At 58.7% G+C, this 25443-nt stretch carries 28 protein-coding genes; 14 read left to right on the forward strand and 14 right to left on the reverse strand.

Annotated features, from left to right (window positions below):
- Nucleotides 1-118: 118 nt before the first annotated feature.
- The gene (locus NW842_RS11480; RefSeq protein WP_414358456.1) at nucleotides 119-673 is read left to right on the forward strand and encodes a DUF4079 domain-containing protein; all 555 of its coding nucleotides are present in this window, start codon (nucleotides 119-121) and stop codon (nucleotides 671-673) included.
- Nucleotides 674-1051: 378 nt separating this feature from the next.
- Here the strand turns inward: NW842_RS11480 and NW842_RS11485 are convergent, their stop codons facing one another.
- Together NW842_RS11485 and NW842_RS11490 are read right to left on the reverse strand one after the other, a co-directional pair.
- Complete coding sequence (locus NW842_RS11485; RefSeq protein WP_414418066.1) at nucleotides 1052-2086, reverse strand: E3 ubiquitin ligase family protein; 1035 nt, start codon at nucleotides 2084-2086, stop codon at nucleotides 1052-1054.
- A 272-nt stretch (nucleotides 2087-2358) separates the two neighbouring features.
- The gene (locus NW842_RS11490) at nucleotides 2359-3252 is read right to left on the reverse strand and encodes a LysR family transcriptional regulator (RefSeq protein WP_414418067.1); all 894 of its coding nucleotides are present in this window, start codon (nucleotides 3250-3252) and stop codon (nucleotides 2359-2361) included.
- Nucleotides 3253-3426: 174 nt separating this feature from the next.
- On the opposite strand from NW842_RS11490, the gene NW842_RS11495 reads away from it, so the two are divergent.
- The 4 genes from NW842_RS11495 to rpaB all read left to right on the forward strand — a co-directional run bounded on the left by NW842_RS11495 (nucleotide 3427) and on the right by rpaB (nucleotide 6853).
- Complete coding sequence (locus NW842_RS11495) at nucleotides 3427-3891, forward strand: redox protein (protein ID WP_414343843.1); 465 nt, start codon at nucleotides 3427-3429, stop codon at nucleotides 3889-3891.
- 208 nt (nucleotides 3892-4099) lie between these two features.
- The gene (gene deoC / locus NW842_RS11500) at nucleotides 4100-4795 is read left to right on the forward strand and encodes a deoxyribose-phosphate aldolase (protein ID WP_011434117.1); all 696 of its coding nucleotides are present in this window, start codon (nucleotides 4100-4102) and stop codon (nucleotides 4793-4795) included.
- Nucleotides 4792-5649, forward strand: a complete 858-nt coding sequence (gene recO, locus NW842_RS11505) for a DNA repair protein RecO (RefSeq protein ID WP_414413209.1) — start codon at nucleotides 4792-4794, stop codon at nucleotides 5647-5649. The genes deoC and recO overlap by 4 nt, the downstream gene beginning before the upstream one ends.
- Before the next feature lie 463 nt (nucleotides 5650-6112).
- A complete protein-coding gene (gene rpaB / locus NW842_RS11510) occupies nucleotides 6113-6853 on the forward strand; it encodes a response regulator transcription factor RpaB (protein ID WP_011434119.1) in 741 nt (246 codons plus the stop codon).
- Here the strand turns inward: rpaB and NW842_RS11515 are convergent.
- The 3 genes from NW842_RS11515 to NW842_RS11525 all read right to left on the reverse strand — a co-directional run bounded on the left by NW842_RS11515 (nucleotide 6826) and on the right by NW842_RS11525 (nucleotide 10286).
- Nucleotides 6826-8646 (reverse strand): tetratricopeptide repeat protein, encoded by a 1821-nt coding sequence (locus tag NW842_RS11515; protein ID WP_414418068.1) that lies wholly within the window; start codon nucleotides 8644-8646, stop codon nucleotides 6826-6828. The two genes, rpaB and NW842_RS11515, sit on opposite strands and share 28 nt — an antisense overlap.
- Before the next feature lie 149 nt (nucleotides 8647-8795).
- Nucleotides 8796-8996: a DUF2811 domain-containing protein gene (locus NW842_RS11520; RefSeq protein WP_041436785.1), complete on the reverse strand. Its 201-nt coding sequence runs from the start codon at nucleotides 8994-8996 to the stop codon at nucleotides 8796-8798.
- A 615-nt stretch (nucleotides 8997-9611) separates the two neighbouring features.
- Nucleotides 9612-10286 (reverse strand): RibD family protein, encoded by a 675-nt coding sequence (locus tag NW842_RS11525; RefSeq protein WP_414418069.1) that lies wholly within the window; start codon nucleotides 10284-10286, stop codon nucleotides 9612-9614.
- Nucleotides 10287-10392: 106 nt separating this feature from the next.
- Between NW842_RS11525 and NW842_RS11530 the strand changes: the two genes are divergently transcribed.
- The 3 genes from NW842_RS11530 (at nucleotide 10393) to clpS (ending at nucleotide 13247) form a co-directional block, all read left to right on the forward strand.
- Entirely contained in the window at nucleotides 10393-10788 is a 396-nt protein-coding gene (locus NW842_RS11530) for a hypothetical protein (protein ID WP_011434124.1), read from the forward strand.
- Between the two features lie 140 nt (nucleotides 10789-10928).
- Nucleotides 10929-12770, forward strand: a complete 1842-nt coding sequence (locus NW842_RS11535) for a hypothetical protein (RefSeq protein ID WP_414418070.1) — start codon at nucleotides 10929-10931, stop codon at nucleotides 12768-12770.
- A 171-nt stretch (nucleotides 12771-12941) separates the two neighbouring features.
- On the forward strand, nucleotides 12942-13247 hold the full coding sequence (gene clpS / locus NW842_RS11540; protein WP_011434126.1) for an ATP-dependent Clp protease adapter ClpS: 306 nt from the start codon (nucleotides 12942-12944) through the stop codon (nucleotides 13245-13247).
- Here clpS and cobT read toward each other — a convergent pair.
- On the reverse strand, nucleotides 13196-14323 hold the full coding sequence (gene cobT / locus NW842_RS11545) for a nicotinate mononucleotide-dependent phosphoribosyltransferase CobT (RefSeq protein WP_414418071.1): 1128 nt from the start codon (nucleotides 14321-14323) through the stop codon (nucleotides 13196-13198). The genes clpS and cobT overlap by 52 nt on opposite strands.
- 150 nt (nucleotides 14324-14473) lie before the next feature.
- Here cobT and NW842_RS11550 point away from each other — a divergent pair, with 150 nt between their 5' ends.
- The 4 genes from NW842_RS11550 (at nucleotide 14474) to NW842_RS11565 (ending at nucleotide 16546) form a co-directional block, all read left to right on the forward strand.
- On the forward strand, nucleotides 14474-14797 hold the full coding sequence (locus NW842_RS11550) for a DUF1825 family protein (protein ID WP_011434128.1): 324 nt from the start codon (nucleotides 14474-14476) through the stop codon (nucleotides 14795-14797).
- 29 nt (nucleotides 14798-14826) lie between these two features.
- Complete coding sequence (locus NW842_RS11555; RefSeq protein ID WP_414343835.1) at nucleotides 14827-15276, forward strand: Fur family transcriptional regulator; 450 nt, start codon at nucleotides 14827-14829, stop codon at nucleotides 15274-15276.
- Nucleotides 15273-15776: an AbrB family transcriptional regulator gene (locus tag NW842_RS11560; RefSeq protein ID WP_414330730.1), complete on the forward strand. Its 504-nt coding sequence runs from the start codon at nucleotides 15273-15275 to the stop codon at nucleotides 15774-15776. The genes NW842_RS11555 and NW842_RS11560 overlap by 4 nt, the downstream gene beginning before the upstream one ends.
- 74 nt (nucleotides 15777-15850) lie before the next feature.
- Nucleotides 15851-16546 carry a chorismate pyruvate-lyase family protein gene (locus NW842_RS11565; protein ID WP_414330733.1) on the forward strand — a complete coding sequence of 232 codons (696 nt, stop codon included), beginning with the start codon at nucleotides 15851-15853 and terminating at the stop codon, nucleotides 16544-16546.
- On the opposite strand, the gene NW842_RS11570 is transcribed toward NW842_RS11565, so the two are convergent.
- Both NW842_RS11570 and NW842_RS11575 read right to left on the reverse strand, forming a co-directional pair.
- Entirely contained in the window at nucleotides 16543-17370 is an 828-nt protein-coding gene (locus NW842_RS11570) for a DnaJ domain-containing protein (protein ID WP_011434132.1), read from the reverse strand. The genes NW842_RS11565 and NW842_RS11570 overlap by 4 nt on opposite strands.
- 129 nt (nucleotides 17371-17499) lie before the next feature.
- Entirely contained in the window at nucleotides 17500-19071 is a 1572-nt protein-coding gene (locus tag NW842_RS11575; RefSeq protein ID WP_414357551.1) for a photosystem II high light acclimation radical SAM protein, read from the reverse strand.
- A gap of 134 nt (nucleotides 19072-19205) precedes the next feature.
- Between NW842_RS11575 and NW842_RS11580 the strand changes: the two genes are divergently transcribed.
- Nucleotides 19206-20597, forward strand: coding sequence for a serine/threonine protein kinase (locus NW842_RS11580; RefSeq protein WP_414418072.1), 1392 nt, complete (start codon nucleotides 19206-19208; stop codon nucleotides 20595-20597).
- 3 nt (nucleotides 20598-20600) lie between these two features.
- On the opposite strand, the gene NW842_RS11585 is transcribed toward NW842_RS11580, so the two are convergent.
- From NW842_RS11585 to NW842_RS11595, 3 genes are all read right to left on the reverse strand, one after another.
- Nucleotides 20601-20912, reverse strand: coding sequence for a hypothetical protein (locus NW842_RS11585; protein ID WP_414331199.1), 312 nt, complete (start codon nucleotides 20910-20912; stop codon nucleotides 20601-20603).
- Between the two features lie 153 nt (nucleotides 20913-21065).
- On the reverse strand, nucleotides 21066-21353 hold the full coding sequence (locus tag NW842_RS11590) for a hypothetical protein (RefSeq protein WP_011433893.1): 288 nt from the start codon (nucleotides 21351-21353) through the stop codon (nucleotides 21066-21068).
- 111 nt (nucleotides 21354-21464) lie between these two features.
- Complete coding sequence (locus NW842_RS11595) at nucleotides 21465-21785, reverse strand: hypothetical protein (protein WP_041436713.1); 321 nt, start codon at nucleotides 21783-21785, stop codon at nucleotides 21465-21467.
- 110 nt (nucleotides 21786-21895) lie between these two features.
- Between NW842_RS11595 and NW842_RS11600 the strand changes: the two genes are divergently transcribed.
- A complete protein-coding gene (locus tag NW842_RS11600; RefSeq protein ID WP_011433895.1) occupies nucleotides 21896-23026 on the forward strand; it encodes a geranylgeranyl reductase family protein in 1131 nt (376 codons plus the stop codon).
- Here the strand turns inward: NW842_RS11600 and NW842_RS11605 are convergent.
- From NW842_RS11605 to NW842_RS11615, 3 genes are all read right to left on the reverse strand, one after another.
- A complete protein-coding gene (locus tag NW842_RS11605) occupies nucleotides 23003-23515 on the reverse strand; it encodes an ATP-binding protein (RefSeq protein WP_414418073.1) in 513 nt (170 codons plus the stop codon). The two genes, NW842_RS11600 and NW842_RS11605, sit on opposite strands and share 24 nt — an antisense overlap.
- A 119-nt stretch (nucleotides 23516-23634) precedes the next feature.
- On the reverse strand, nucleotides 23635-24462 hold the full coding sequence (locus NW842_RS11610; RefSeq protein ID WP_414332690.1) for an OmpA family protein: 828 nt from the start codon (nucleotides 24460-24462) through the stop codon (nucleotides 23635-23637).
- Between the two features lie 151 nt (nucleotides 24463-24613).
- Complete coding sequence (locus NW842_RS11615) at nucleotides 24614-25273, reverse strand: XRE family transcriptional regulator (protein ID WP_414418074.1); 660 nt, start codon at nucleotides 25271-25273, stop codon at nucleotides 24614-24616.
- Nucleotides 25274-25443 lie beyond the last annotated feature (170 nt).

Below are 25443 nucleotides of genomic sequence, written 5' to 3' on the forward strand. Positions count from 1 at the left end.
GCAGAGGAAGAGACTAAAATCCTGCCGTCAAGGGGATGGGGCATCAGAAACCCCATCCGCCTATGCGGTGGGGTAGTTCATGCAGTTGTAGATTCGTCGCAGAGGTAGAGGGATCGCCATGAACCTGTTGAGCTTGGCCTTGCCGGATCTGTCGGCAGCTTCGGATCGGTTAACCGCCGCCTTGCAGCCCGTAGCCCAGTTTTTTGCCGGCCTCAACTTGCCCCAACCCATTGTGCAATGGGGTCACCCTTTGATGATGGGAATCGTGGTGGTGGTGATGGGCAGCTTTGTCGGCCTGACCGGGTGGCGAGGGCGAACCTTGCGTCTGGCAGCCGCCTCCCCAACCTCAGAGGGATCCCTGCCGGAATCGGCCCAAAAGCCTCTGCTGGATCACCGCAAATTGGCTCCCTGGATGGCCACCTTCATCGCTCTGGGCTACACCGGCGGCATTCTCTCCCTGGTGATGCAAGGGAAGCCCCTATTGAGCAGTCCCCATTTTTGGACGGGATCCCTGGTGCTGCTGTTGTTGGCGGTGAATGGAGCTTTGTCTCTCAGCGGCTTTGGGGGCAACCGCGCTGCTCTGCGCACCACCCATGCCTATGTGGGCAGCCTCATCCTGTGCATACTGTTTGCCCATGCCTTGTTCGGGCTCAAGCTGGGCTTGTCGCTGTGAGTGGCATTGACATGCTCCCCTGCCTAAAGGCAGGGGATTCTGGTTCCTGGTTCTGCGACAGCACTTATCGTGTTGGGTTGCCCCTCCACGGCAGCGGTGCTCGTCTCCCCAAGCGCTACGCAAGCCCTAGCACCCAGAGCGGTTCCCTAATGCCCTTAGGTACCGTTGCAAACAACAACCACAAAGCCTGCTGAGGCTGTATCCAGTCGTGAGACTGTTGGGTTTTTAGAGCGGTTGACTACCCTGCCGCTGCGGGCAGCATAGCACAAAGCCGCCCTAGTCGCGTCAGCGGGCCGTAGGCCTTAGGGCGGGGCTTTAGACCCAGTTTTTTGGTAACCCGAGGTTTCCCTCTCCCTGGACAGGAAGGCCGGGAGCCTATCAGCGATAAGGTTGCAGGGATTGCAGCAGGTAGAGCACGGTGAAAACGCCGATGCCCAGCAGGACGATGGACAACACCAGGTAGCTGCTGGCATTGGAGCGCTGCTCTTCCAAGAGGGCTTCAGGGGATTTGGGCGCGATCATGAACCGTCCCCCAGAAAGAGGTTTTCGGATCACGGGATCCCCTGCCTCGAAGCGCACCTGCCCCATGGCAAAGGCCATCGCATCCACCGGAATCACCCATTCCTTATAGATGAAAGAGCGAGTGGAGCGGTTTTCTGTTCTCACTTGGGAAAGGTAGCGCTTGAGATCGAAGTTGAAGCGGCTGGGGCCTTTTCCGGGAAAGACACGCTCATCCACAACCGCCATAGCCTCTACCTCCGCACCCGTGGGATCCACCCTCACCCTTCCGGTTTCGTCTTCGATGAAAAAAGGGATCTGGCGAACCACTGAGTGAAGGGTTTCATCTCTCGTTCTCGTCTCTCTCTCCAGGAGATATTCCCGGCCTGTGCTCGGATCGGAGTACACATTGTTGTAGTACTTTTGGGGAGAGCCTGCTTCAGAAAACGGCAATTTTTCGGGATAGGCTGGAGAGCCGAGCTTTTGTGGGTAATCGGGGTAACCAGGCTTCTTCTGGAAAGCATCCGAACCGGGGTAGCCAGAGCCGGGTTTTTGCGGAAAGGATGCCGCGCCGAAGTAGCCAGGGTTGGACTTTTGTGGGAAAGAATCGGAGTAGCCGGGATCAACCCTTTTCTGGAAAGAACTGGGGGCAGAATAGCCCAATCCGGGCTTCTTTGCGGTCATTCTCCCCGGATAGGATTTTGCCCGGGATCCCAAGCGCAGAGCGTTCTGGTATTCGCCTTCGCTGATCCGTTCGCTGTAGGTTACGTCGCCTTCGCTGTTCAAATACTTTCGATAGCATTCGACTTCGTCATACTCCCAAGAGATCTCGGACTTGTAGTAGACGCAAGGCTGTCGCGAAAATTCCGATACCAAAGGCCGATTGCACAAAATCCTGCCATAAACTTGGGCCAAGTTTGCTCCTTTTGCCTGTGGACTTGTCTGACCGAGATTGCGAAGCTCGGCTACCTTGAGCAACCGAGTGGTGGAGAGCTGTTGAACCAACCTTTGGGAGCGCAAATACTCAACACATGAAAACAGAGAGCCGGGAAGACAAAGTAGCCCAAGCAGCGTCAGCCAGTTCATAGAGGCCTTCCTTTCCGGGGGGTGGGAGTGAAGTTGGCCTCATGCTAGCAGTTATCCATAAAACAGCATTTAAGAGGAGTTTAAGACAATCCCGAATGCGGTCAGTTCCGAACTTGACTTGGCAACTGGGATGGGTTTCCCCGCAAGGCTTCCAGGAAGGCAAATACTGCAGGCGGATGCAGCGCAGAGGCCAGAACGGCAGCCCCGATCACCCGCTCCAGTGGGATCGGCAGCCGACGGATCTGGATCCCTTCGGGAATGGGAATGGCGGCCAAGCGGGGCAAGATGGCAGCCCCCAGACCCTGTGCCACCATGTTCACAATGGTGGAGTCTTCCTTCACCAAGTAGGCCACCTTGAGGGTTTGGTGAGCGGCTTCCCAGTGGTTCCGCACCGCGGTGGTGCATTCGGCGTAGTTGTAGAGAATGTAGGAAAAACGGGAAAGATCCTCCCAGGTCAGGGTTTCCGGCAGGGGCCCAAAACTCAGCGGAACCAACACAATGAACTCATCGCGGGCAATCTCCCACGTCTGTAGATCCTCAGCAGCCCGCGGCAGGGGCAACAGGCCAATATCCACCTGGCCCGATCGCAACAGATGTTCGACAGTGGCCGGATCTTCTTCTGTGAGGGTGAGGGTAATCTGCGGAAATTGTTGGCGGAAGCGGGCGATCACCGGCGGCAGCAAATGGGTTGCAGCACTGCGAAAAGCGGCAACTCGCACATTTCCCCCCCGCAACCCTTTTTCCAGGTTGGCCTCATAATCCATTTGTTCCCGCAGTTGCAGCATTTTGCGAACATGGCGCAGCAGTCGCTCCCCCACCGGGGTTAGGCGCGCCCCAAAGCGACCGCGCACCAACAGGGTCACCCCCAGTTCTTCCTCCAGGCTGGCAATGGCCCGGCTCACCGCCGACTGGGAAATGTGCAATTGCAGGGCAGCATCGCTGAAATTTCCCCGCTCCACCACAGCCACCAGGGTTTGCAGTTGCGAGATGTTCATGGATCCCATCTATTCGATCTGCGCATAGATGTGATGCTATCTCAGGTTTGAACCCTCCGCCGCGCCTGACTAAACTACGACATAACTTCTCCTTCACACTGCGAAACAGCGGGAAACAGTGTGAAAACCTCTTTATCTTCCTGTCGTTGGTCAAGTGTCCCTATGTCGAGATCCATGTTTGCCCTGCTGCCATTCCATCAATTTCGAGATACTCCCGGCGTGCGTTTTTTTGACATCACGGTTGCGCGATCCAACGCCCGCGATTTGGTTTACCACGATGGGCCGGCCATCAGTCCCCCCAATAATCCTCAGGGCTATTGGCAGTTTTATATGCATCCACACCAGGAGGACAACTTGCTGGCTTTGTGGGGCGGACGGACGTTTTACCTGGTGAATTTTAGCTGGCGGGATCCCTTCCATATTGTGCGCCTGGAAGCGAATCGAGGTATTTTGCGCATTCCTCCCGGCACTTTTCACCGTTCCGTCTCCGATCCAGAGGGATCCATTGTGTTGAACCAGGCGGTGCGCGACGAAAAAGCCATCTTGGAAAAGGAATTTCGCATCTACGACAGCAGCCGTATTCCCCGATTGCTGCAGGTGACCTCGGCACCCGCCCCTTTGCCCCGCATTTGTGCCTGAGGGCAACCCAATCATCCTCCCCCGTTCCCTTAACCTAGCCGCGAGTCAATCGAGGCTCGCAATCGGGCAGCAGCATGGGTGAGCTGTGCCTGGGGAATGGAGGGGTCGAGGTGTCGCCCTGCTGAGTTGGCAAGGCTCAGCCCTCTTTGGGGATCCCTGCAGGTGAAAACTGAAGCTAGAGTAAAGATGGGTGCTGGGGGATCCACCAATGCTCTCTCTGGAGCGCAAGGGCATAGCGGATAGCTCGCTCAATTTGGCGGAGTACATCGACCATACTCTGCTGTTGCCGATGGTTACTCCAGAACAGATTGACCAGGGGTGTGAGATTGCCTTGCGCTATGGCTTCCCCACTTTTTGTGTTCCTCCTTGCTACGTGCCGCGGGTGGTGGAGCGGCTGCACGGATCCCCGGTCAAGGTGAGCACGGTGGTGGGGTTTCCCCTGGGCACAACCACTGCAGAGGCCAAGCTTTACGAGGCCCAACTGGCGGTGGAGCAGGGGTGCCGGGAGCTGGATGTCCGCATCAACTTGGCTTGGCTCAAGGCGGGAGAGCTGGATCGCCTCCATGCCGAGATTGCCCAACTGGTGGAAGAAACGGGGGTTTGCGTCAAGGCCATTTTGGAAACGGCTCTGCTGACCGAGGAGGAGAAAAAGCTGGCCGGGGAGATTTGTATCGATGCGGGGGCGGCTTTTTTGATGACCTCCACTGGCTGGATGGGGGGGGCGACGCCGGCAGATGTGCAACTGTTGTGGCAACTCAGCCGCGGCAAAGTGGGGGTCAAAGCGTCGGGCGGCATTCGCACAGTGGCTCAAGCAGAGGCCATGATCCAGGCGGGGGCCAGCCGTATTGGCACCTCTTGGGGGCTGGAGCTGATGCAAGAGCTGAAAGCCAGAGGAACCCCATGAGTGGCCGCACCTACCGGGTTACGGGCATCAACCTGAAAGGGATCCCCCTGGGAGAGGCGGATCGGATTGTAACCATCTTGACCCGCGAGCAAGGGTTGATCCGGGCGGTGGCCAAGGGATCCCGTAAGCAGCCTTCCAAGCTGGGCGGGCGGATGGAGCCTTTTGTCATCAACGATTTGCTGATGGTGCGGGGGCGTTGGTCTGCCCAAACAGAGACTTCCCAGCGTTTACAGCGCATTGTCCAAGCGGAAACCCTGCAGACTTTTCCTCGTCTCAGCCGCAGCTTAGCCCATCTCACAGCAGCGCAGTATTTGGCGGAGGTGGCCTTGCTGTTGGCCTTGCCCGATCAAGCCCAGGAAGAGCTGTTTGTGGTGTTGGTCGAACACTTGGAACGCATCGAGCGGGCTGCTTCGGAACAGGCCGTTCTGCCCTTGCTCACCCATGGGTTGTATCACCTCCTGGCGTTGGCAGGGTTTGCCCCTCAGGTACAAGCCTGCTACTTCTGTCAAGGGGAGTTGGTCGACGGCGTTTTTTTCAGCCCCCAATGGGGTGGCTTGGTCTGTGATCCCTGCCGGGTGGCCCAGCGGCCCAGCCCGATTGCCTGGGTCTCCGCTTCTGCCTTGCGTGCCTTGGGATCCCTGCCCAACTCGACATTGCCTCTGCCTGAGGATTCGCTGCCTTTGGCTGCTTGGCTGGAAGCAGAACGTCTGTTGCGGCGTGTTTTGGAGCATCATACAGATCGAGAAATCCGTTCCGCCGAGCTATTGGCCAGTTGCTACGCTGTTCCCACCGCAAACGGCCAGGGATCCCCAGCTTTTCCTGAGGGACATCCCGAAAAATGGGCATCGGTCTGAAAAAGTTGTGAAGGTATGTATCAAGTCCGGCCCAATAGCCGCAAAATAGAGCATCGAGGCGGGTTGGCAGCCGATTTTGGATGATAAATTAGGTTATGGAAAGTAACTTCTTACGAAGGCCTCTCAGGTTTGAGCAATGGTTTGGGGGGAGGAGTGCCTTGCACCAGGTACTGGACAGCATCATCAGGTGGGATTGAAGTTGGAGCTTTTAACAAGATTGAATCGACTGCTGAGAGGGCCTTCTGTTTTGTGCTTGTTTCCCGGAGCTGCATCCCTGGGGTGCGGCTTTGGTTAATTGCAGATGATTGCTTGTGAGTGTTCAATTTCACTCGGTGAGTCTGCCCAACTGAGGAGCAGCCCCTGAGGTTCCTGCATCCGCCCAACTCGAGATAGCGCCCACCTTAGTTCTTTTTCAGATCTCTCTTTTACCGAGTACCGTTAGAAGTTCAGGAGTTGCAGCACCGTGGAAGCACAGCGTAAGGAACGGATTCTGGTGGTCGATGATGAGGCCAGCATTCGACGCATTTTGGAAACCCGTCTGTCCATGATCGGATACGACGTGGTCACAGCTTCGGACGGCGAGGAGGCGCTGGAGGTTTTCCACAAGCAGGATCCCGACCTGGTGGTGCTGGATGTGATGATGCCGAAGCTGGATGGCTATGGGGTCTGCCAGGAGCTGCGCAAAGAATCGGACATCCCCATCATCATGCTGACGGCGCTGGGAGATGTAGCCGACCGTATCACAGGGCTGGAGCTGGGGGCAGACGACTATGTGGTCAAGCCCTTTTCGCCCAAGGAGCTGGAAGCTCGCATTCGGTCGGTGTTGCGCCGGGTGGCGCGGTCGGCCCACGATGGGATCCCCAGTTCTGGGGTGATTCAAGTGGGGGATATTCGCATCGATACCAACAAGCGGCAGGTCTACAAACGGGACGAGCGCATTCGCCTGACGGGGATGGAGTTTAGTCTGCTGGAGTTGTTGGTCAGTCGGTCGGGGGAGCCTTTTTCCCGCTCCGAGATTTTGCAAGAGGTGTGGGGCTATACCCCGGAGCGCCATGTGGATACGCGGGTGGTGGATGTCCACATCTCGCGGCTGCGGGCCAAGCTGGAAGATGACCCCAGCAACCCAGAGCTGATCCTGACGGCCCGAGGCACCGGCTATCTATTTCAGCGCATCGTTCAGGGAGAGGAACAGGCACGGTCTTGAGAGGGGATCCCTTGCAACTTCTCTTCGAGAGCAACCTGGACTCGCCTCAGCACGCCAACCCAGTCTCCCGGTGTGTTTTGTCGAAACAGTCGCATCACCCCGGGGTACCAGGGGCTATCTTCTCGATGGAGCAGCCAGCGCCAATCGGCGGCAAAGGGCAGCAGCACCCATACCGGCTTGCCCATCGCCCCGGCCAAATGAGCAACGGCTGTATCAACGCTGATCACCAGATCCAACTGGGCAACGGCTGCGGCTGTATCGACAAAACTGCGGAAACGGGATCCCAGCTCCAACACTTGGTGCTGCTCCAATAGGGATCCCAGCGGCCTTAGATCTTCCCCCACCTGCAGGCTAACCCACTGGATGGAAGGCCCATGCAAGTGCTGGAGCAGCAGATCCAGAGGACAACTTTTCAGCCTTTGCACGCGGTTGAGCTCAGGATGGGCACGCCGACCGCTGGCCCACACCAGCCCCACCTTCATCCGCTCCTGGGAAAGCTCCGGCCAGTCTTCCCGCCAGGAGAGGCTCAAAGGGATCTGCGGCCCGCCGGCATGAACGGGATAGACAAGATAGGGGATGCGGGCCGGGATCGTCTCCAGGGTGGTACCCAACCGCTGTGGCAAGCTGAGCAAGGGCAGATGGCAATCGAAAGAGGGCAAGGGATCTGTTTCCGAGATCACCTGCACCTGGGGAAGGGGGAAGCACCCTCTGAACAGCTCGACAAGGGATCCCTGACAGCGGAGGCAGATTTGCGCTTGGGGATGGGCCTCGGCCAGCAGCGGCAGGTAGCGCACAAACTGAAGCGTGTCCCCCAACCCTTGTTCGGCGCAGATCAGCAGGGTCTGGCGGCCCAGAGGGGATCCCGTCCACAGAGGGGAAAGAAAGCGCGGGTAGGTCGCCCCTTGTCGCTGCAGCCGCCATTCGTATTCTCGCCACCCCTCCTCGTAGCGGCCCAGGGTCAGCAAAGCCGTGCCCAGGTTGTAGTGGATCTCCGGCCAGTGGGGGGCCAACTGCAAGCTGCGCCGATAGGCTTCAATGGCCGCTTCCAACCGGTTTTGTTCCTGCAAGATGGTGCCCAGGTTGTTGTGAGGCTGGGCGTCCCTCGGCAGCAGCAAGATGGCCCGTTGCAGACAATCGGCGGCCTCCTCCAAGCGATCTTGCAGGTGCAGGCAGTGGCCGAGGTTAACGAGAATTCGCCCCTCCTGGGGTGCAAGGGCGAGAGCTTGGCGAAACCAGCCTTCCGCTTCCTCAGCTTGGCCATCGAGCATCAGGGCATTCCCCAAAGCTGCCAAGGCATAGACCTGGGGAGGCTGGGCTGCTGCTGCCTGTTGCAACACCTCAATTGCCTGGGCCAATTTCCCCAGGGTGAGCCAACAACTGCCCAATCGGAAAAGCAATTGCCCATCACCGGGGGCAAAGGCCAGGCCCTGTTCGTAGGCTCGCGCCGCTTCCTCTGGGTTGCCAAGCTGCATCCAGGCATCGCCCAGATCCTGCCAGGCCGGCACCCAATCCCCCCGCAGGTGCAGAGCCAGTTGCAAGGGGGTCAAAGCTTGGCGGGGATCCCCCATCTGGAGATAAAGGGATCCCAGCAACGCCTGAGCGGCGAACAGATGGGGATGGGCGCGGGTAAGCTGCCGGCAGAGGTGCAGAGCAGCTTTCAGATCCCCCGCCTGTCGGTAGCGTTGAACCCACGTCAGAGCCGCCTCTGGGGATGGGATCTCGGATCCCCGCTCTGGATCCTGTGACTCAGCCGCTTGCCGGTTGTCTTTTCCTCGCCCAAAGCCCCGTGGCACGTCTTTGCCTCTTTTTTGCCTCTTTTGAGATCCCTTTCACTTCTTAGCCCCCTCCCCCCAGTGTCCAAATGACAGCAGTGGGACAGGATCCCTACTCAGGCTAACAAAAGGTTCCCACTGCCCCACTTTTCACAGGCCATCCCTGGGGCTCAGTTGCGGCGAAACAGGCTGTCCAAGTAGATGCGCGCCGCCCGCCGGTCGCTCTCCCCACTTTGGAGCAGGAATAACGAGAGCGCTGCCGTCACCACCCGATCCTGATCCCAGTCGGGATGGCGGGAGAGGTAGTTTTGGAGGGTGTCATGCAGCTCCTCAGGAATTTCGCTCAAAATGCTGACGCTGTGAGAACTCATAGTCCAACTACTCACTCGGGCTTAAGAGGGGAGAAAACGGTATCCCGCAAAACCTGCGGCCACAGCCAAAACTTGGGCAGCTCGAACAGAGCGAACCCGCAACATCAAAACCCAACCTAGATAGGCCAAGAGCCTCAGCAGGCTCGCAAGCAGAAAAGCAAGCAATATAGGTTCATAGCTTGCCCCTATCCCAGCGGATGGGAGGGAGGGCATGCACAACTGTTCCTAAGCCTGTCGTGGGCTGTAGAACAGATGAAGTCTTTTCTGAGGAGAGCGGTTGGGAACACCTCCACACCACTCGCCCTCAGGTGGGGCTATTCTGCCCTCTGCCCTATGGGGGATGTCAATCCCAAGCCAGGGATCCAACAGGACAAAAGCTCTCCATTGGCCTTGATGGGATCGGAAAAAACGGCGCGATCCCGTTACGTTTCTCAGGGTGTAATTGCCTGAACCTTACCCACCTCCACTTTTCCACAGAAACCCCCGATGCCGCCCCCTGAGGGAAAGGCCCTGTGGAAAACAGCCCACCCGCCTGTGGAAAGTCTGGGGAAAACCTGTGGATTTCCGGGAAATCTGAATTTGTCCAAAAATTTTTGTGTTTGTATAGAGCATTTCTCAGAGCCACTCGACTCGGTAGCGCAAAAACAGCTCCTTGGAACCGCGGCGGCATTCCAGCAGCTCCAACTGGGGCAGGGATCCCTGCACTTGCCAACCCTCAATGCTGGCAGGGGCATCGGCGTATCCACTCAGCAGCACCGGAGCGAGGGTAACCCACAGCTCATCCAAGGCTCCTGCCTGGAGAAATGCCCCCAAAAGCCGCCCCCCGCCCAACAACCCCACCCGTTCAATGCCCAAGCTGCGCAGGCGGGCCAGCCGTGCCGGCAGATCCCAATCGGCAGCCACCCAGATGTCCTCAAAGCCGGTTCGGTTCCGCCAAATCCGGGATCCCTTGGGAGTTGTCCACAGCCAACGGGTGAGGGGCTGGCGAAAAAACGGCAAATCCTCAGGAATATCTCCGCTGCCAGAGCAGATGATCGTCAGGGGCTGGGGAGAGAGGCCCTGAGCGGTTCTGCGTTGGATCAACTCGGGATCCCGAATACGCAGACTGGTGCCGTAGGCCCGCAGAGTGGCGGCCCCCATGATCAAAGCCTGTTGCTGGGCAGCTTGGGTTTCCAAGTGCCGATAGTCCTCAGGGCTGCTGAAGGAGGGCCTCTGCGCTCGGTGGGCTGCGATCTTTCCATCCAAGCTCTGGGCGAAGATGGCAACCAAATGGGGACGATTCAAAGACAAGATCGCTGGGAAAGGGTGGGCAAACCCCACAAATTGACCAGAATAGAGTCAGGCATCGCCGGGAGAACCGTGGCACCGGTCACCAGAGCGCCCACGCGGAATGGATATGCTAGGGACATTTCAATCCTCCACCATCCGGGTTGAAGTCGAGGCCAGTGCATCGACGATGCAGCGCTGTCTGACAGAAGTGGGGTTGCTGCAGCAGTGGATCTGGCCCCAGCAACTGCAGGGATCCCTTCCCGAAAGGCTGGAGCTGGGCAGCACCTTTGCGGCCCAATGGGGCCCCCTCTCGATCATGCACCAGGTGGAAACCCTGCTGCCGGAACGGCTGCGCCTGCTGATGTGGGGAGGAGCCGATGGCTACTGTGACTGGCTGTGGGGGAACGGCTGGGTGCAGTTGCGGGTAGAGGCCGTCTCTCTCCTGCCCTTGGGCTTGGGACAATTGCTGATGCTGCGGCGGCTGCAACAGTTTGCCCAAAGCCAAGAACAGCGCCCCTCTTAGGACTTAAAAAGCGACCTTCCGGCAAAATCCGTGGATCCTCGGCTTGACAAAATGCGTTTCGGTTGCAGCATGCTACTTCTCTAAGGATTTTCCACTACGATAGTTGTAGCAGAGCTTACTCTTCCCGTCCGAGAGGCCCAATGAATCCGCCGACCAGCCCCACCCCAACCGCCATCGAGCAGGAAAAGTTTGAGATCCGCTTGGGAGAAGCCCTCAACCGAGCAGGACTGCTCACCCCCGCCCAACTGGCTCAGGCCATGTGGGAAAAGGCCGATACCCCCTTGATGTTGGGGGAGCTGTGTATGCAGCACGGCTGGATTGCCCCCCAAGATCTCTATCCGTTGATCCCGGTCGAACTGGTGCGTATCGGCGAGATCTTGATGCTGCATGGGTATCTGGAGCTGGAGCACATCCATCAGGCTCTGATTCAGCAGCGGCAGCACCCGGAGCGCAAGCTGGGGGAGATCTTGGTGCAGCAGGGCTGGGTACAACCCCACTGGTTGGAATGGGCCTTGGACAAGCAGCAGCGGCTGCGGCGCCAGAAAGGAGCTGCCAACAGTTGGGAGGTGATGGTGGAGCAGTGGTCCACCATTCCCGATCAGCCCCCTCTTTATGTCTCCCCTCTACAGGTAGCCCAAGAGACTTACAAAGCCACCCAGCAGTACAAAGCCCAGCTGGAGCGCTACCAAGAGCAAATTGCCATCTTAGAAGCGCAACTGGAGCAGCAGCGGCAGCAGCAACAGCTCCTGGTCGAACAATCGCTGCAGCAGGTTGCCGACCATCAAGCCCGCCAGCAGGAACAGCAGCAGCGCATTGCCCAATTGGAAGCCCAAATTCAACAGGAGACAGAACAACAAAAGGCTGCCCAACAGCGCATTCGGGAACTGGAGGAGCAACTCCAAGCCCAGCAAACTCAGGGATCCGCGCAATTGCAAGCCGCCCAAGCAGAGCTGGAGACCCTGCGGCGCCGCTGCCACGAGTTGACAGAATGGCAATCTCAGGCCAAACACCAGCTGCAAAAGCTGGGATCCCGATTGCAGGAGCAGCAGAAGATACAGCAGGCTCAGGCACAGCAGCTCCAAGAGCAAACCCACCTGCGTCATACTCTGCAGCAAATGGAAGCCCAAGTGGCCGCCCTGAACCAATCGCTGCAGGAGCACCAACATCAACTCCAACTGGCCCAGTCCACGAAACAGCGCTTAACTGCCGACCTGGCCCACGTTCGCCAAGAAGCTGCCGAGGCCACCCACCGCCTGCAAGTGCAGCTCCAAGAAACCCAAGCCCAACTGCGAGAAACTCAAGATCGCTTGCAGGAAGCCCAAGCCCAAGTGAGCCAGCTCCAGGCCCAACTGCAGGCGGCCCAAGCGGAAAACCGTGCTCTAGCCGCAGCGGTAGCCGAAGCCCGGCGAACTTCCCCACCTGCAGCTGCACCGACCCCAGCTCCAGAGAAAGCCCGGCCAGAGACAGAGGATCTCAAGGCCCTGACCATAGCCGACTGGGCAGCGGAACTGAGTGCCCCAGAAAGCGAATTGCCCCCGCAGCAGTATTTGGGGGAAGAGGACTTGGAAGCCTTGCAGCGGGCCACCCCCTGGGTACAGCGGGTATTGACCCAATTGCGGGCGGCTGGCCTAATCGACAATGCCGGCATCGAAACCGTCATTCACGCTTGGGAAAAGGAAGGGGGCACCTTCACAGATGTGCTGGCCCACCACAGCGGCCTCAAGCCGGAGACCGTCAAATTTTTCAGCGAAGGGGGCTACTCCGTTCAACTGGCGGGGGGACGCCACGTGGCCGATTACCTCAAGGCTTCTGGGTTGGTCAGCGCCGCCCAAATCGAACAGATCCAGAAGCACCTGCCGCCAGGCGGATCCCTGTGTCAGGCCCTTGCCCAAGCCGGGATTCTACGCCGGGCCACTGCCCTGTATTTCGAGCGCCACTTCGGCAGGCAAAAGCCCCGCCGCCCGCTGCGGGAAGAGCTTTAGAGGAACCATGCTCTATCGCTGACGCCAACGACCGACAAGGGATCCGAATACAGACACAAGCTGCCAACAAGATGCCAATTAGACTAGAAACTAGATAGATCATCAGAAGCGACCGGTTTCTCACCCCTGAGAGACCCAAGTTACTCGGTAGTTGTGTCGATCTCTTCTGCTATGACTACGGAAGCTCCAACTCGACCTGCTCAGCAGTTCTCGCCCTCGAGAACCCAGGTTCGCCAGCCCTACCCCCACTTCAAGGTGATCGTCTTGGATGACGATTTCAATACCTTTCAGCACGTTACGGAATGTCTGCTGAAATACATCCCCGGCATGACTTTGCCCCTAGCGCGGCAACTGACCGTGCAGGTGGATGCCGAAGGGCAAGCAGTTGTTTGGGTCGGCCCTCAAGAACAGGCGGAGCTCTACCATCAGCAATTGCTGCGGGAGGGGTTGACCATGGCCCCCTTGGAGCCGGCCTGAAGCACCAGGCGTTCGTAGCTGCGCTCAACTGCTGCCAACAGCTCCGCTTGGCCCCAACCGGCGTGAAGGCTGCTGGCAATGGCCAGCCCACCCGCCCCCACCCCTTCCTTGACATAGCCCCGCTCGTAAGCCTGTAGAGGCAGATAGCGGCTATTGGCAAAGCTCAGTTGGGTGGCCAAAAGGGGAGCAACCCCCAACAACTCTGCCAAGGCCACCGTATTGCCCGAGGGATCCTCTGCCACCCAGCGGGTAGTTCCCACAACCACGTTCTCCGGGGGCCAAGGGATCCCCTGCTCTTCCCCCCAGCGCTGCATCAAGGCCAGCACCGCCAACATTTGGGTTCCCCCTGCCAGCAGCACCGCTCCCCGTTGCGCTGCGCCCATCGCCAACCCGGCCACAAAGGGCTGCATGGGATCCCCCACTGCCGCCACCACCTCAGCAGCAGAAGCTCCCCTTGGCAGACGGGCCAATCCCTGCCGGGCCAAGGCCAGCTTTTGGGCGTGGTTGCAGACCGGGTGGCTGCTGTTTACCATGCCCTCTGCTGCCCACCCCAGTCCCAACAACACCGCCAGCGCCGTGGTGGTGCCCCCTGCCACACACTCCCCAATCACACAGTAGCCTTGCTCCAGCCGGGATCCGCGGTCGTACCCTTCTTGCCAAAGGGATCCCACCTGCTCCAAAGACAGAGCCTGTCCTGTGCTCAAGCAGCGGGCCACTCCCCCAGAGCTCACCATTTCTGCCCCCGGCAAAGGTTCCGGCAAGCCACAATCGAACACTCGGCACGGGATCCCCAACTCCCTCAGGATGGCGCAGCTGATCACCACTGGGGAAGGATAGCCATCCGGAGAGGTGGGCAAGCGGTGAGAATGGCCCGCCAGCAACACTTCCCCATCGGCAAGAGCTGTGTAGCGACGCAAGGAGGGGGTAGCGCCGGCAGCCGAAATGCCGGGAACGAGAGCCGTTTCGGTAAACCCCAAGCAGGCCAGAAACAGAGGTCGGGATCCCTGCACCCGTTCGCACCACCGCCGGGCCACAGCCGGCTGAGTGTAAGCCTTAACGCAAGGAAACGGAAGCATACCGGACACCGAGGCAAACAAGCCAGAGTCTATCCTGAGCCAGAAGGGCGGGATCCCGTACTCGCAGGAGGGGTTGCCTCCTGCTGAGGCAATCGGATTCGGATAGGATGGGTATACCCAATGCAGTTTATTCAGGGCAAACGGAAGGCCATGAGCTTCTTCGACTCTGAGATCGTCCAAGAGGAAGCCAAGCAACTGTTTCAGGATTTCCAAAACCTGATGCAGCTTGGTCAACGGTACGGCCAATTCGACCGGGAAGGCAAAAAAATCTTCATCGAACAGATGGAGGAGTTGCTGGAGCGCCAGCGCATTTTCATGAAGCGGCTGGAACTCTCCGACGACTTTATGGCTCAAATGACCATCAAACAACTGCAAACTCAGCTTGGGGGGTTTGGGCTCTCCCTGACCCAAATGTTTGACCAGATGCACCAGACCCTAGAGCGCATGAAAGCTGAGGCAGACGCTGAGCGTTGACCCCCAAGAACGACCTACACGAAGGGATCATGTCTTCTTCCCGCCAGACCCGCAACCAGAAATTGATTCTGGAGGTGCTAGAGCAGCAGTCGCAGCCCCTTTCGGCGCAAGAGATCTTTCTGGAGTTGCGCAATGCCAACCACACCGTCGGTCTGGCCACGGTTTATCGAGTTTTGGATGCTCTGCGCAATGAGGGCAAGCTGCAAGCGGTCAACTTGGGAGACCAGCAGACCTACTACCAGGTTCTGCCCAGCAATGGCCACAACCGCCACCACCTGATCTGCACCGAATGTCGGCGGGTGGTGCCTTTGCCCGATTGTCCGGTGGAAGATTTGGAGGCACAGCTTTCCAGCCGATACCAATTTGCGATCGAGTACCATGTGCTTGACTTCTACGGCGTCTGTGCCCAGTGCCGTAGAGGGGTTGGGCCAAGCCCGGACTCACAGCGTTCCTCTTTTCTCAAAGCTAAGCCCAAATGATGAGCTATCTCTGGACGGTGTTGATCGGGCTGGCCGGCGCCCTGATCGGGGTCAAGCTGAGGCTTCCGGCGGGAGCGCTGGTGGGCTCCATGGTGGCGGTGGGTTTGGTGAATGTCTGGGGGGCGATCCCGATTCCCGCTCCCCCAGCCGGGATTCGCTTTGCCATGCAGGTGGTATTGGGCATCCTCTTGGGTACCAAGCTCACTGCCGATACGCTTTTGGCCCTAAAAGATCTGTGGCGACCAGCCCTGCTCTGTACAGTGATTGCGGTGGGCACGGGGGTCTTGTCGGGGTACCTGATCTCCCGTTGGCTGGGGATCGAGCGCTTGACTGCCATCTTGGGCACAGCTCCAGGAGGCATTTCCGACATGAGCCTGATAGCCCTGGACATGGGAGCCCAAACCAGCACAGTGGTGGTCATGCACTTGGCACGCCTGATCAGTGTCGTCGTGGTCGTCCCCTGGGTGGTGCGGCTGTTGGTTCAGCCGGGCACGAGCTAGGAAACTCCTCAGAGCAGAGATGGTGGGTGGGTTAGACTAAGGGCGATACAGAACTTAACAACTGAACCGCTGCCTTGGAACTTTCCCCTTCTCCCCTCACCTGCCATGCCGACGCTGCCGGATCCCCTTGGAGCGCTGCTCTCCGTTCTGCAGATGGCTCTTTGGGCAATGTCTCCTCTGGCCAAGGCGATTGGTGGCCTCTACAGCTGCATTGGCAGGGGGAGCCAGACCCGGTACAGCCTGAGCTGGTGCAGGTGGATCCCGTGCTGCGCTTGCTGCTTTTGGGGGATGGCTTTACCACCCGTAATCTTGCTGCCTTGATCCAAGAGCCGATTCAGGCTCATCTGCTGGACACGGGCCGGGTTGATTTACAGGCAGAGCAGGGCACTGCCCCCAAGTCCATGCAACAGCTGGCCAGAGATTTGGGGCGGCTGGGATCCCCTTTGATGCGGCGGCGGGTTTGGCTGTGCGGAGTAACCTCTCAACAGCCCTTGCTCTATGCCACCTCTTGGTGGAACTCCGAACATCTGGTTCAATACTTGCCCCATCCCGATCGGCCCATTGGCCAAAATCTGATCCAAGAAAAACTGGAGACCTTTCGCGAGCTGCGCGGCCTTTACCACGGCGAGGCAGACCCGGTTGCCCGGCTGCTGCAGTGTCCCGGTCCCTTCTGGGCTAGGCATTATCTTTTGTTGCACAGGGGCCAGCCTTTGACCGTCATCTACGAGGTGTTTTCTCCACGGCTGGCCGCAAGGGCCCTGTCCCGCTAGCGCGACGGAGACCTCCAACGGCGCACGGCTGCGGTGATGGCGGCTGCCACCTGCGGATCCAATTGGGCGCTGGCGGAGATGCGCTGATAGTCCTCTGGGGTCAGTTGATGGGCGACGATGATCTCGGCAGCAGCAGCCTCAAACTGTTGTTCGATTTGCCGACGTTCCTCGCTGCTGTTGGCCTGTTGGAGGCGATTTTGGGTGCTCTCCAGAAGAGGTTGCACCGCCAGGAGGGTGCGGGCAAAGCGGTCAATCTGCTCAGAAGAAGGTGGAGAGGTGGCTTCAGAAAGACTAGCCGGGGCCGAGGTCATCGTCTCTGAAGAGGTTGCGGGCAGATCCCCATCCCATCCGGAGTCTGGCCTGGGCGAGGGAGAGGGATCCGGGTTGGCAGGAGCCTGGAGGGCCACTCTGCCGGCTGCGTCCAAGTCTTGGGCCGGGTTGAGGGCATTCCAAAGGGCCAAGCCCGCCAAACACAGAGCAGCCCCTATCAGTCCAGCACTCAAGAGGGCGAGCCAACTGACAGAGGTCGCAGTCGGCTCAAGCACCACCTGCACCGGCGCATGAGGAGGCAAGGGTTTGGACATGAGGCTGAGATCGTAAGCCCGACGCTGCTGGCTATCGCTGAGAACTCGGTAGGCGTGTTGTAGCTGGAGGAACTCCCGCTGGGCCAACTGCCGCAACCCTGCGGGGATATCGGCAGGCAACCGATCCGGGTGCAGTTCGCGTGCCCGCTGGCGGTAGGCAGCTTTGATCTCCTCCAGGCTGGCTTGGGGAGAAAGCCCCAGCTGTTGGTAGTAGGTGGGGGAAGCAGGCAGAGTAGGCATGGGAGCAGTTGGTTGCAGAACAGAGGGAGAACCGGCTGCCTTCGAAGGCCAGCCACCTTACCCCAACAGGGATCCCTCCTTTCGGACCAGCATATCCTGCCCGGTTCAGCGAGGCTGCTGGCCCAAGAGCTAAGACACGTAAACCCCTGTTAGAGGCGCGCTCAGGGCTTCTTCCAACTCTGCCAGGCCAAGACGACGCTCCAGGATATCCATCACCTCGCGGCCAAAATCATGGGGGTTGCGATCCCAGGCTTCCAGACACACTTCCCCAAAAAAGGATCCCAGGGGTTCTGGGTTCCAGAGCAGTTTGCGCGCCGTCCAAGGAGTCATGTGCATGGGGTTAAAGCGGTCGTCGATAACACCGATTTTGCGAGCAAAATCTTCTAGATGAGTGTGGGGTTGCAGGCCGATGAAGAAGATGGCCGGCTCAACTTTGTCGCGACCAAAGATGGCTTCCAGCTCGCGATGGTACCGTACTGTTTGCCGAATGGTTTCCGGTCGCTCGTCGATGACATTAAAGGAGTAATTGACCGAAACCAGATCGTTGAACCCTGCCTGTTTGAGGTAGCGGCAACTCTCCAGTACCGTGCGCAGGTTATAGCCCATGCGCATTTTGCGCACCAGCTCCTGGGATCCGCTGGTGATGCCGATCTCGAAGTAGCTCATGCCAGTTTTCACCATGAGCTCGGCCAGCTTTGGGGTGAGGTTGTCGGCCCGAATATAGGCAGCCCAACGAATATCGGTCATGCCGGCATCAAGGATTTTCTGCAGCAATTCCTCCGCATCCTCAATGTAGCGGCGGGCAGGGATAAACTGGGCGTCAGTAAACCAAAAGTTTCGCACTCCTCGCTCGTACAACTGCATCATTTCTCGGATCACCTCATCCACAGGGTTGAGGCGCACCTGCTTGCCTTCGATGACGGTGTAGATGCAGTAGCAGCAGTTGTGGGGGCAGCCGCGCTTGGTTTGTACCCCAATGTAAAAGTCGCCCCCTTCTAAGTAGTAGTCAATTTCCGGCCAAATGGCGGTGATGTAGGTGTAATCACAGGCGGTTTTTTGCAGAGGTTGAGGCGGCTCGTGGATCAAACCTGGGCGAGGTTGCTCCAGCTTGGCCCGATAGCAGCGCTCTGCAGCAAGGCTTTGCCCTTGGATGACTTTTTCCAGCAGGGTTTCCCCCTCCCCTACCGAGATGATGGTGCCTTTGGGCAGATAGCGGCCCAATTGTTCATAGAAGACGCTGACTGCCCCACCTCCCAGCACCGCTTCAGCGTGAGGTTTGTAGCGCCTGGCCCTGCGGATCCCCTGCCAGACCAGCCGTGTGTTGCGCCAAATCTCGCCATAGTAGGCCAGCACCAGCCTGAGGCTATTCAGGGATCCCCGCAATTTTTTCAGGGGGTTGCGGGCGTAGAAAAACTCAAAAGAGTGTTGCAGTAGATTGCCGGCCCGCCCGTTCACCGGCGCATAGACTTGAATATCCCGCCAAGAGAAAACCAGCAAATCCGGCTGAAACTGATCGATTTGCTCCAGCATGCGGCGGCGAAAATCCAAGGGCGGGAAGGTGCCCATATCGAAGATGCGCTGCTCAACTTGGGGGAACAGCTTGTGGACATGATCGGCCAAATAAACCACCCCAATGGGAAAAATGGGGTTGCAGGGCAGCCGCACATAGAGGATTTTTTGAATCTTCAGGTTCGAGGCCATATAACCTGAGAGCTTACTTTACATCTCTTCACTCACTCTAATCGCTTTTTGAGAGGCGCGGCGGCAGGGATCCAAAAGGGACAAGGATAAGCTAAAGCTGAAGCAACCAGCAGGGGCAGACCTGAGGAGGGGGTATGGCTCCAGAGGGCCCAATTTGGCACCAGCGCTATCGACCAGAGCGGCGATTGAGCAAGCGCAGCGGCAGACACACCTACCTGGCTCAGGATTTGCTCACCTCGGAACAGGTGGTGATCAAGCTGCTGCTCTTCGGGCCAGACTTCGATTGGGCCGACCTGAAACTGTTTGAGCGGGAAGCCCAGATCCTACAAACCCTCTCCCATCCGGCCATTCCCCAATACCGTGACCACTTCGAGATCAGCCTCAAGGGAGGACGGGGCCTGGCCCTGGTGCAAACCTACATCGACGCCCCCTCGCTGCAGGAGTGGATGGAGCAAGGGCGGCGCTTTGCCGAGCCGGAGGTGCGGGATCTGGCGCAAAAGTTGCTGCGCATTCTCGTCTACCTGCACGAACTCCATCCCCCCGTCATTCACCGGGATCTCAAGCCCAGCAACATTCTCTTGGGATCCGACCAGCAGGTGTATCTGGTGGACTTTGGTTCGGTTCAGGCGGCTGCCCCCCGGGAGCAGGGATCCTACACCGTGGTGGGGAGCTACGGCTACATGCCCCTGGAGCAATTTGGCGGCAGAACCGTGCCCGCTTCTGATCTCTACAGCTTAGGTGCCACCCTAATCCACCTGCTCACCGGACAACATCCGGCGGACTTGCCCCAGGAGGGATCCCGGATTGCGTTCGAGCAAGCGGTGCAACTGAGCCCGCCCTTTCGCGACTGGCTGCGGTGGTTGACGGAGCCTCTGGTGGCGAATCGTCCCGCTTCCGCCCGGCAGGCCCTGGAGGCGCTGGAGCATTTGGATCGTCGTCCCGCCTTGATTCCCTCAGACGCAGCAGCAGTCCCTCCTCGACAGCCAGCAGGCAGCCGGATTCAACTGCACAAGTCCGAACAGACCTTTCAGGTGGTGATCCCGGCCCGGCAAACCGGTGTTTTGGCGTTGCTGCCTTTCGCCATCGCTTGGAACTCCGTCATCACCTTTTTCACGATCACGTCGGTTGTGCCTGCGCCTTTTCCGGCCAATCTGGTGGTTGGCCTGTTCACCCTGCCCTTCTGGAGGGTGGGGTTGGGGATGGTGGGCGGGATCCTCTACGGTCTATTCGGCAAAGTCCACCTACGGATCGACACAAAATACATTCGCCTGGCTCACGAGGTGTTTGGCCTGAGGTTTGGCAATGTTCCCCCCAGTCGGCGATGGGATATTGACCGGCTGGAGCTGATCCCACGCCGTACCCGACGGGATTCGGATGGGGATCGGGTGGAGGTAAGCCCACAGTTGAACATCTGGGCAGGCAACCGCAAGTACGAGCTAAAAGATCTGCAGGAGCCAGAGCTGGAGTGGTTGGCCGTGGAGCTAAGCCGTTGGCTGCAGATCCCAGTTGAACGGCAGAAGGTGTAGTTGTCAATCCAAATAGGCACTCAACTCCTGCTCCAGTGTGGGCAGTTGCACCTCTCCCTGCTCCAGCTCTTCCAAGTCTTCCAGTTGTTTGCGCAGGCGGGCAATCCGCTCTTGCAGGCACTCCTTGATGCCTTTGGCCCCCAAACTGAGACAACTGCGGCAGACTTCCCCGTAGATTTGCCCGCGGTCGTTGTAGACCACCGCCAGCAACACTTGGTGCCCTTTTTTCTGGATGGGGTTGGCCCATCCCCCACAGATAATGCAGGGCACTCGGCCATTGCCCCCGTAAATGCTGCGTTCCCAGACGATTCTCACGCTCAGCCTCAATGCAACTTGTTGCCCACCAGCATAAAAACCCAGGGGGATCCCTTGCCACCCCAAGATCCTTAAGATCCTCAATGGATCGCCGGCTCCCTTTTTTCTTCCTGAGAGAGGTTGGGGGTGAGAGCTAAAAAGGGATCCCAGTGGCTAGGTGCTGGGCCGGGCAGATTGAGAGCGGTCGATGGTGCGATAGGTAAGGCTGGCAGCCACCTCTAGAGCTTTGGCGGCGTCGCGGAAATAAAACCCCAACTCCTCATCCTTCTCCGTGCGGTTGGGCTTATTGAACTTGGCCTTGAACTGCACGTTGCAATACATGGCCAACCCCACCAGAACCTCTGACAGTCCGTGCTGGTTGATCAGCCGCTCCACGTCCGTAAGCAGGCTTTTGATCAAGGCATCGGCTACTGGTTCTGGCAAACTGTCCAGGTCGTGCATGGGGGCTCCTCAACCAACGAGAGCAAACAAGCCAACGGGTCTGGGATCCCGAAGGCAACCTCTCCTGATTTTCCTGCATCTTTTCCAGAATGCCCAATGCCCTTGCCAACGCTACCACCACTGCCGCAGCCAGCCCCACAGGCCCGGATACCGAATGGAGCGCTCCCGGGCCGCTTGTTCCAGATGATGGGCGTGGTCTTGGCTGCCGGGATCCCGCAGACGATTCAGGCGCATCAAATAGGCATAGCGGTGGATCTGTTCTCGCAACTGAACTGGGGGAAGGGCAAAGCACTCTGGGCAAATAGGGCCGAGATTCAGACCCCTATCGTTGAAAAGGCAACGAACTCGCTTCCCGCCCGCAAAACGCTTTCCGCAGGCGGCACAGTAGCAAGCTGAGGGCTGGTTGGCAAGGCGCTGCCAGCGAATTCGCATGGTCTTCCCGACAAAAAGGCAAGCGACGTGCAGGCAATTCGCTGTAGCCATAATAGGCTAGAAGCTGGTGAGCAGAACCCAGGATGGGGGGGCCTGGAGTATCGAAAACCATGCCGCAACTCTACGACTGTGTCATCGTCGGCGCCGGCCCTGCTGGAGGATCTGCCGCCTACCATCTGGCCAAGCGGGGACGCTCGGTGCTGGTTCTGGAAAAGGATCCCTTGCCCCGCTACAAACCCTGTGGGGGCGGCGTTTCTCCTATGGTGGCGGCTTGGTTTGACTTCGACTTTGGCCCCGCCATTTCCCTCAAGATCCGGCAAATCCGCTACACCTGGCGCGGCGGCGATCCGGTGGTGGTCGATTTGGATTTGAAAGAGCCCGTTTGGATGGTGCGGCGGGATGTTTTCGACCACTACCTGATTCAGCAAGCGCAAAAGCAAGGGGCAGCGCTCCAGGCAGAATGCCCTGTCTCTGGCCTCGAGTGGCAAAGCGACCGCTGGCAAGTGATGACAACCGCCGGCCCGGTCTGGGGTCGGTACGTGATCGGGGCCGATGGGGCAAAAGGCTCAATGGCCAAGTGGCTGGGCTTTCAGGAACGCCGCCGTCGCTTGGCTGCCGCCTTGGAAGCAGAAGTGCCTCTCCTGCAGCCGCAAACTGCAGCCGCCCATTTTGACTTCGGCGCCGTCAGCAATGGCTACATTTGGAACTTCCCCAAGGCTGATGGCTACTCGATTGGAGCCGGCACCTTTCGGGGTGGAGAAAAACAAAACCTGCGGGAAATTGCCGCCCAATATGCCCAAAGCTTTGGCGTAGACTTGAAGTCGGTCAAGCCATTTGGCCATCCCATCTGCCTCTGGGACGAAGATCAACCGCTTCACACCCAAAATGCCCTCTTGGTGGGAGATGCCGCCTGCGTTATCGATCCGTTTACCGCTGAAGGGATCCGCCCTTCCCTTCTCACCGGCATGTTGGCGGCCCAGGCCATCGATCAAGCTCTAGGCGGGGATACAGAAGCTCTGGCGAACTACTCTGCCCGCGTGCAGCAGGAATGGGGCTCAGAAATGCGCTGGGCTAAGCGGATTGCGGCGTTGTTCTATCGCTTTCCGGGCGTGGGCTACAGGGTGGGCGTCAAACGACCGGGAGCCACTCGGCGCATGGGCCAGATCTTGGCCGGTGAACTGCGCTACAGCGATGTGGCCAGCTCAGCTATTCGCAAGTTAAGCGGTGGTCTGCTCGCCTAAGCCCGGCACCGACAGACGCGGGCGAGATCCAGGATCGTCGAAGCGCTTGCCGATCACCAGGCAGTTGCGACCATCCGCTTGGCGGCTGTAGCTGAGGTGAGTAGAGAGAGCTTTCATCAGCAAAATACCCCGTCCCCCCTCGGACTCAAGATTGGCGTTGGGCGATGTGGGATCCGACACGTTCCGAGCAAATCCCTCCAGATCAAACTCCTGCCCCTGATCCCAGATGCGCAACTCCAGCCCTTGCGGCATCAGCAGCAGCTCAATGTCGATGGGCGTACTTTCCGGCAGAGCGCGGTGGGCGTGGCGAACGGCGTTGGTAAACCCCTCTGCCAAGGCCAACTGACATTCCGCCCAAATGGGATCCGGGATGCCCGCATTTCGGAAAGACTCAAACCAGGTCAAAACCTGGTCAAGCGCGTCCAGGGTTGTGTCAACCCTCAGCGCAAACGTTTGCCTCTTGTCCAGAGGGATCCCTGCCGCGTTCAAAACCGAACCCCAACGATGAGGATTGAACTCAAGCCCATCAATCCTGGCCGGATTGACCCTACTAGATTCTAGACCAGAGCCCTGCTAGAACGTGTCATCCCCCACTTTGGGGGGTGCAGCTAGGGAGCGATGACCAAATCCACACGGCGGTTCCGCTGCCGTCCGGCTTCTGTGTCGTTATCGGCAACGGGCAAGGTGGGACCAAAGCCAGAGGTTGTCCAACTGATGGGATGGCCTTCCGGCAGCAGCTTCGTCAAATAGTCCTTAACCGCATTGGCGCGGCGCAGGGAAAGAGCCAAGTTGTAGTTTAAGGGCCCGATGTTATCGGTGTGGCCATTCACTTGAACGCGGGCGCCGGGCATAGCTTCCAAGGACTTGGCCACCTGGGCCAACAGCGAGGCTGCTTCAGGTCGAATCTCGGCTTTGTCAAAATCGAACAGCAAATCGCCCGGCAGGCTGATGGTTTGGGTTCCCACCTGAAAGGAGGTTGGCGTTGTGGTCGGAGCCGGGGTGGGCGCAGAGGCGCTTTCTGCCCCTGGAGCGATCTCAGCAGCAGTGGAAGATTCCCTGACAGGCTCAGGGGCTGTTTGAGAACGCAGCCGTTGCAGCCGCGACTCCAATTCCTCAATTCTGATCAAGAGCTGGATCACCTGCTGGCGGATCTCCCGAATCTCTGCCTCCAGATCCGTGGGGCTCTCATGATTTTCCTCTGGATCTGCATCTGCTGTTGGGCTGGCCACCGGAGGATTGGCCTGGGGCGGGGCCAAGGTGGGCAGGATCGGTGGTGTGGGAGAAGCGGGTTGAGTGGGAGAGATGTTGGTCTCCGGCTGGGGCTGAGGTTGGGCCTGCTGGGGAAGCACCATCCCGACCCAGATTCCGCTGCTGACCAAGAGGATCCCGCTTAGGGAATGGAGAGCGACTGTTAGGAGCTGGGACGAACGAGCCATTGCAGGCAAACCTCCGGCTGGATGGGCGCAGGCAAGGAGCAGGAACTCCTCTCAACTCAACCCTCAAGACCCATCCTAACCGGCGACCCGATCTCGCCAAGGGGATTCTCGGTCGGTCCAACTGCCACTTCCCGCCATCTGCTGTGGGAGGCTAATCAAAACTGATGCGACCTCGATAACGCCCTATGAGGGTTAGGCCGTTGATGGGATCCGCCAAATCCGCCACAAAGGGGGGAAAGCGGGGGTTGTCGCTGATCACCTTCACCTGGGATCCGGGCAGGCGCTGCAGTCGTTTGACCAACAGATCCCCATCCATCTGAAAGACGTAAATGCCTTCACAGCCCAGGTCTCCACCCTCTTGCCGCTCCACAAAGATCCAGTCGCCATCCTCCAACGTGGGAGACATGCTATCCCCCTGCACCCGAATCAGACTTAGATCGGCAGGGTTTCCCTTCAAGTGCGTCCGCAGCCAGTTTCGCTCAAAAGCAATCACCGATTCGATCGATTCTTCGCGCACCAACACCCCCGCTCCGGCAGAGGCGGCTACATCGACAAAAGGCACATACACATACTCTGCTTTCGCGTCGGGATGCAACTGCGGGGATCCCTCCCCTGTAATCAGCCAATTGAGGTTGACCTGGCCCACTTGGGCAATTTTCACGGCCTTATCAATGCCGGGCACGGATCCCTTCAGGTAGCTGCGCAAGGCCGTATCGCTAATTCCGGCCCGTCGCCCAAACGCATAGACGGCTTCATCGCCAATCACCCATCGCAAGCGGTCTGCAAAAGAAGAGCCAGAGGAGATGGACATCGGCTTAACGCTACATATTGTGTATAAGCAGATTTTTACCACTATATCTTGACAAGTCAACAACCGGTGCAGCCATTTGGGGAGAATCTTCAACGTAAACTACCCGGCTCCGACCGCTAAGCGGTACGGAGCGGGCTTTCAGTAGCCCTGAGCCTGCTCTGCTCTACCAG

The sequence above is a fragment of the Synechococcus sp. R55.4 genome (assembly GCF_047461935.1).
In the GTDB taxonomy this organism is placed as follows: Bacteria; Cyanobacteriota; Cyanobacteriia; order Thermostichales; family Thermostichaceae; genus Thermostichus.

Coding starts and splice junctions, on each gene's coding strand:
- NW842_RS11480 (WP_414358456.1), top strand. CDS start 119: ATGAACCTGTTGAGCTTGGCCTTGCCGGATCTGTCGGCAGCTTCGGAT.
- NW842_RS11490 (WP_414418067.1), bottom strand. CDS start 3,252: ATGAACATCTCGCAACTGCAAACCCTGGTGGCTGTGGTGGAGCGGGGA.
- NW842_RS11495 (WP_414343843.1), top strand. CDS start 3,427: ATGTTTGCCCTGCTGCCATTCCATCAATTTCGAGATACTCCCGGCGTG.
- deoC (WP_011434117.1), top strand. CDS start 4,100: ATGCTCTCTCTGGAGCGCAAGGGCATAGCGGATAGCTCGCTCAATTTG.
- recO (WP_414413209.1), top strand. CDS start 4,792: ATGAGTGGCCGCACCTACCGGGTTACGGGCATCAACCTGAAAGGGATC.
- NW842_RS11520 (WP_041436785.1), bottom strand. CDS start 8,996: ATGAGTTCTCACAGCGTCAGCATTTTGAGCGAAATTCCTGAGGAGCTG.
- NW842_RS11530 (WP_011434124.1), top strand. CDS start 10,393: ATGCTAGGGACATTTCAATCCTCCACCATCCGGGTTGAAGTCGAGGCC.
- NW842_RS11535 (WP_414418070.1), top strand. CDS start 10,929: ATGAATCCGCCGACCAGCCCCACCCCAACCGCCATCGAGCAGGAAAAG.
- clpS (WP_011434126.1), top strand. CDS start 12,942: ATGACTACGGAAGCTCCAACTCGACCTGCTCAGCAGTTCTCGCCCTCG.
- cobT (WP_414418071.1), bottom strand. CDS start 14,323: ATGCTTCCGTTTCCTTGCGTTAAGGCTTACACTCAGCCGGCTGTGGCC.
- NW842_RS11550 (WP_011434128.1), top strand. CDS start 14,474: ATGAGCTTCTTCGACTCTGAGATCGTCCAAGAGGAAGCCAAGCAACTG.
- NW842_RS11555 (WP_414343835.1), top strand. CDS start 14,827: ATGTCTTCTTCCCGCCAGACCCGCAACCAGAAATTGATTCTGGAGGTG.
- NW842_RS11560 (WP_414330730.1), top strand. CDS start 15,273: ATGATGAGCTATCTCTGGACGGTGTTGATCGGGCTGGCCGGCGCCCTG.
- NW842_RS11570 (WP_011434132.1), bottom strand. CDS start 17,370: ATGCCTACTCTGCCTGCTTCCCCCACCTACTACCAACAGCTGGGGCTT.
- NW842_RS11575 (WP_414357551.1), bottom strand. CDS start 19,071: ATGGCCTCGAACCTGAAGATTCAAAAAATCCTCTATGTGCGGCTGCCC.
- NW842_RS11580 (WP_414418072.1), top strand. CDS start 19,206: ATGGCTCCAGAGGGCCCAATTTGGCACCAGCGCTATCGACCAGAGCGG.
- NW842_RS11590 (WP_011433893.1), bottom strand. CDS start 21,353: ATGCACGACCTGGACAGTTTGCCAGAACCAGTAGCCGATGCCTTGATC.
- NW842_RS11595 (WP_041436713.1), bottom strand. CDS start 21,785: ATGCGAATTCGCTGGCAGCGCCTTGCCAACCAGCCCTCAGCTTGCTAC.
- NW842_RS11600 (WP_011433895.1), top strand. CDS start 21,896: ATGCCGCAACTCTACGACTGTGTCATCGTCGGCGCCGGCCCTGCTGGA.
- NW842_RS11610 (WP_414332690.1), bottom strand. CDS start 24,462: ATGGCTCGTTCGTCCCAGCTCCTAACAGTCGCTCTCCATTCCCTAAGC.
- NW842_RS11615 (WP_414418074.1), bottom strand. CDS start 25,273: ATGTCCATCTCCTCTGGCTCTTCTTTTGCAGACCGCTTGCGATGGGTG.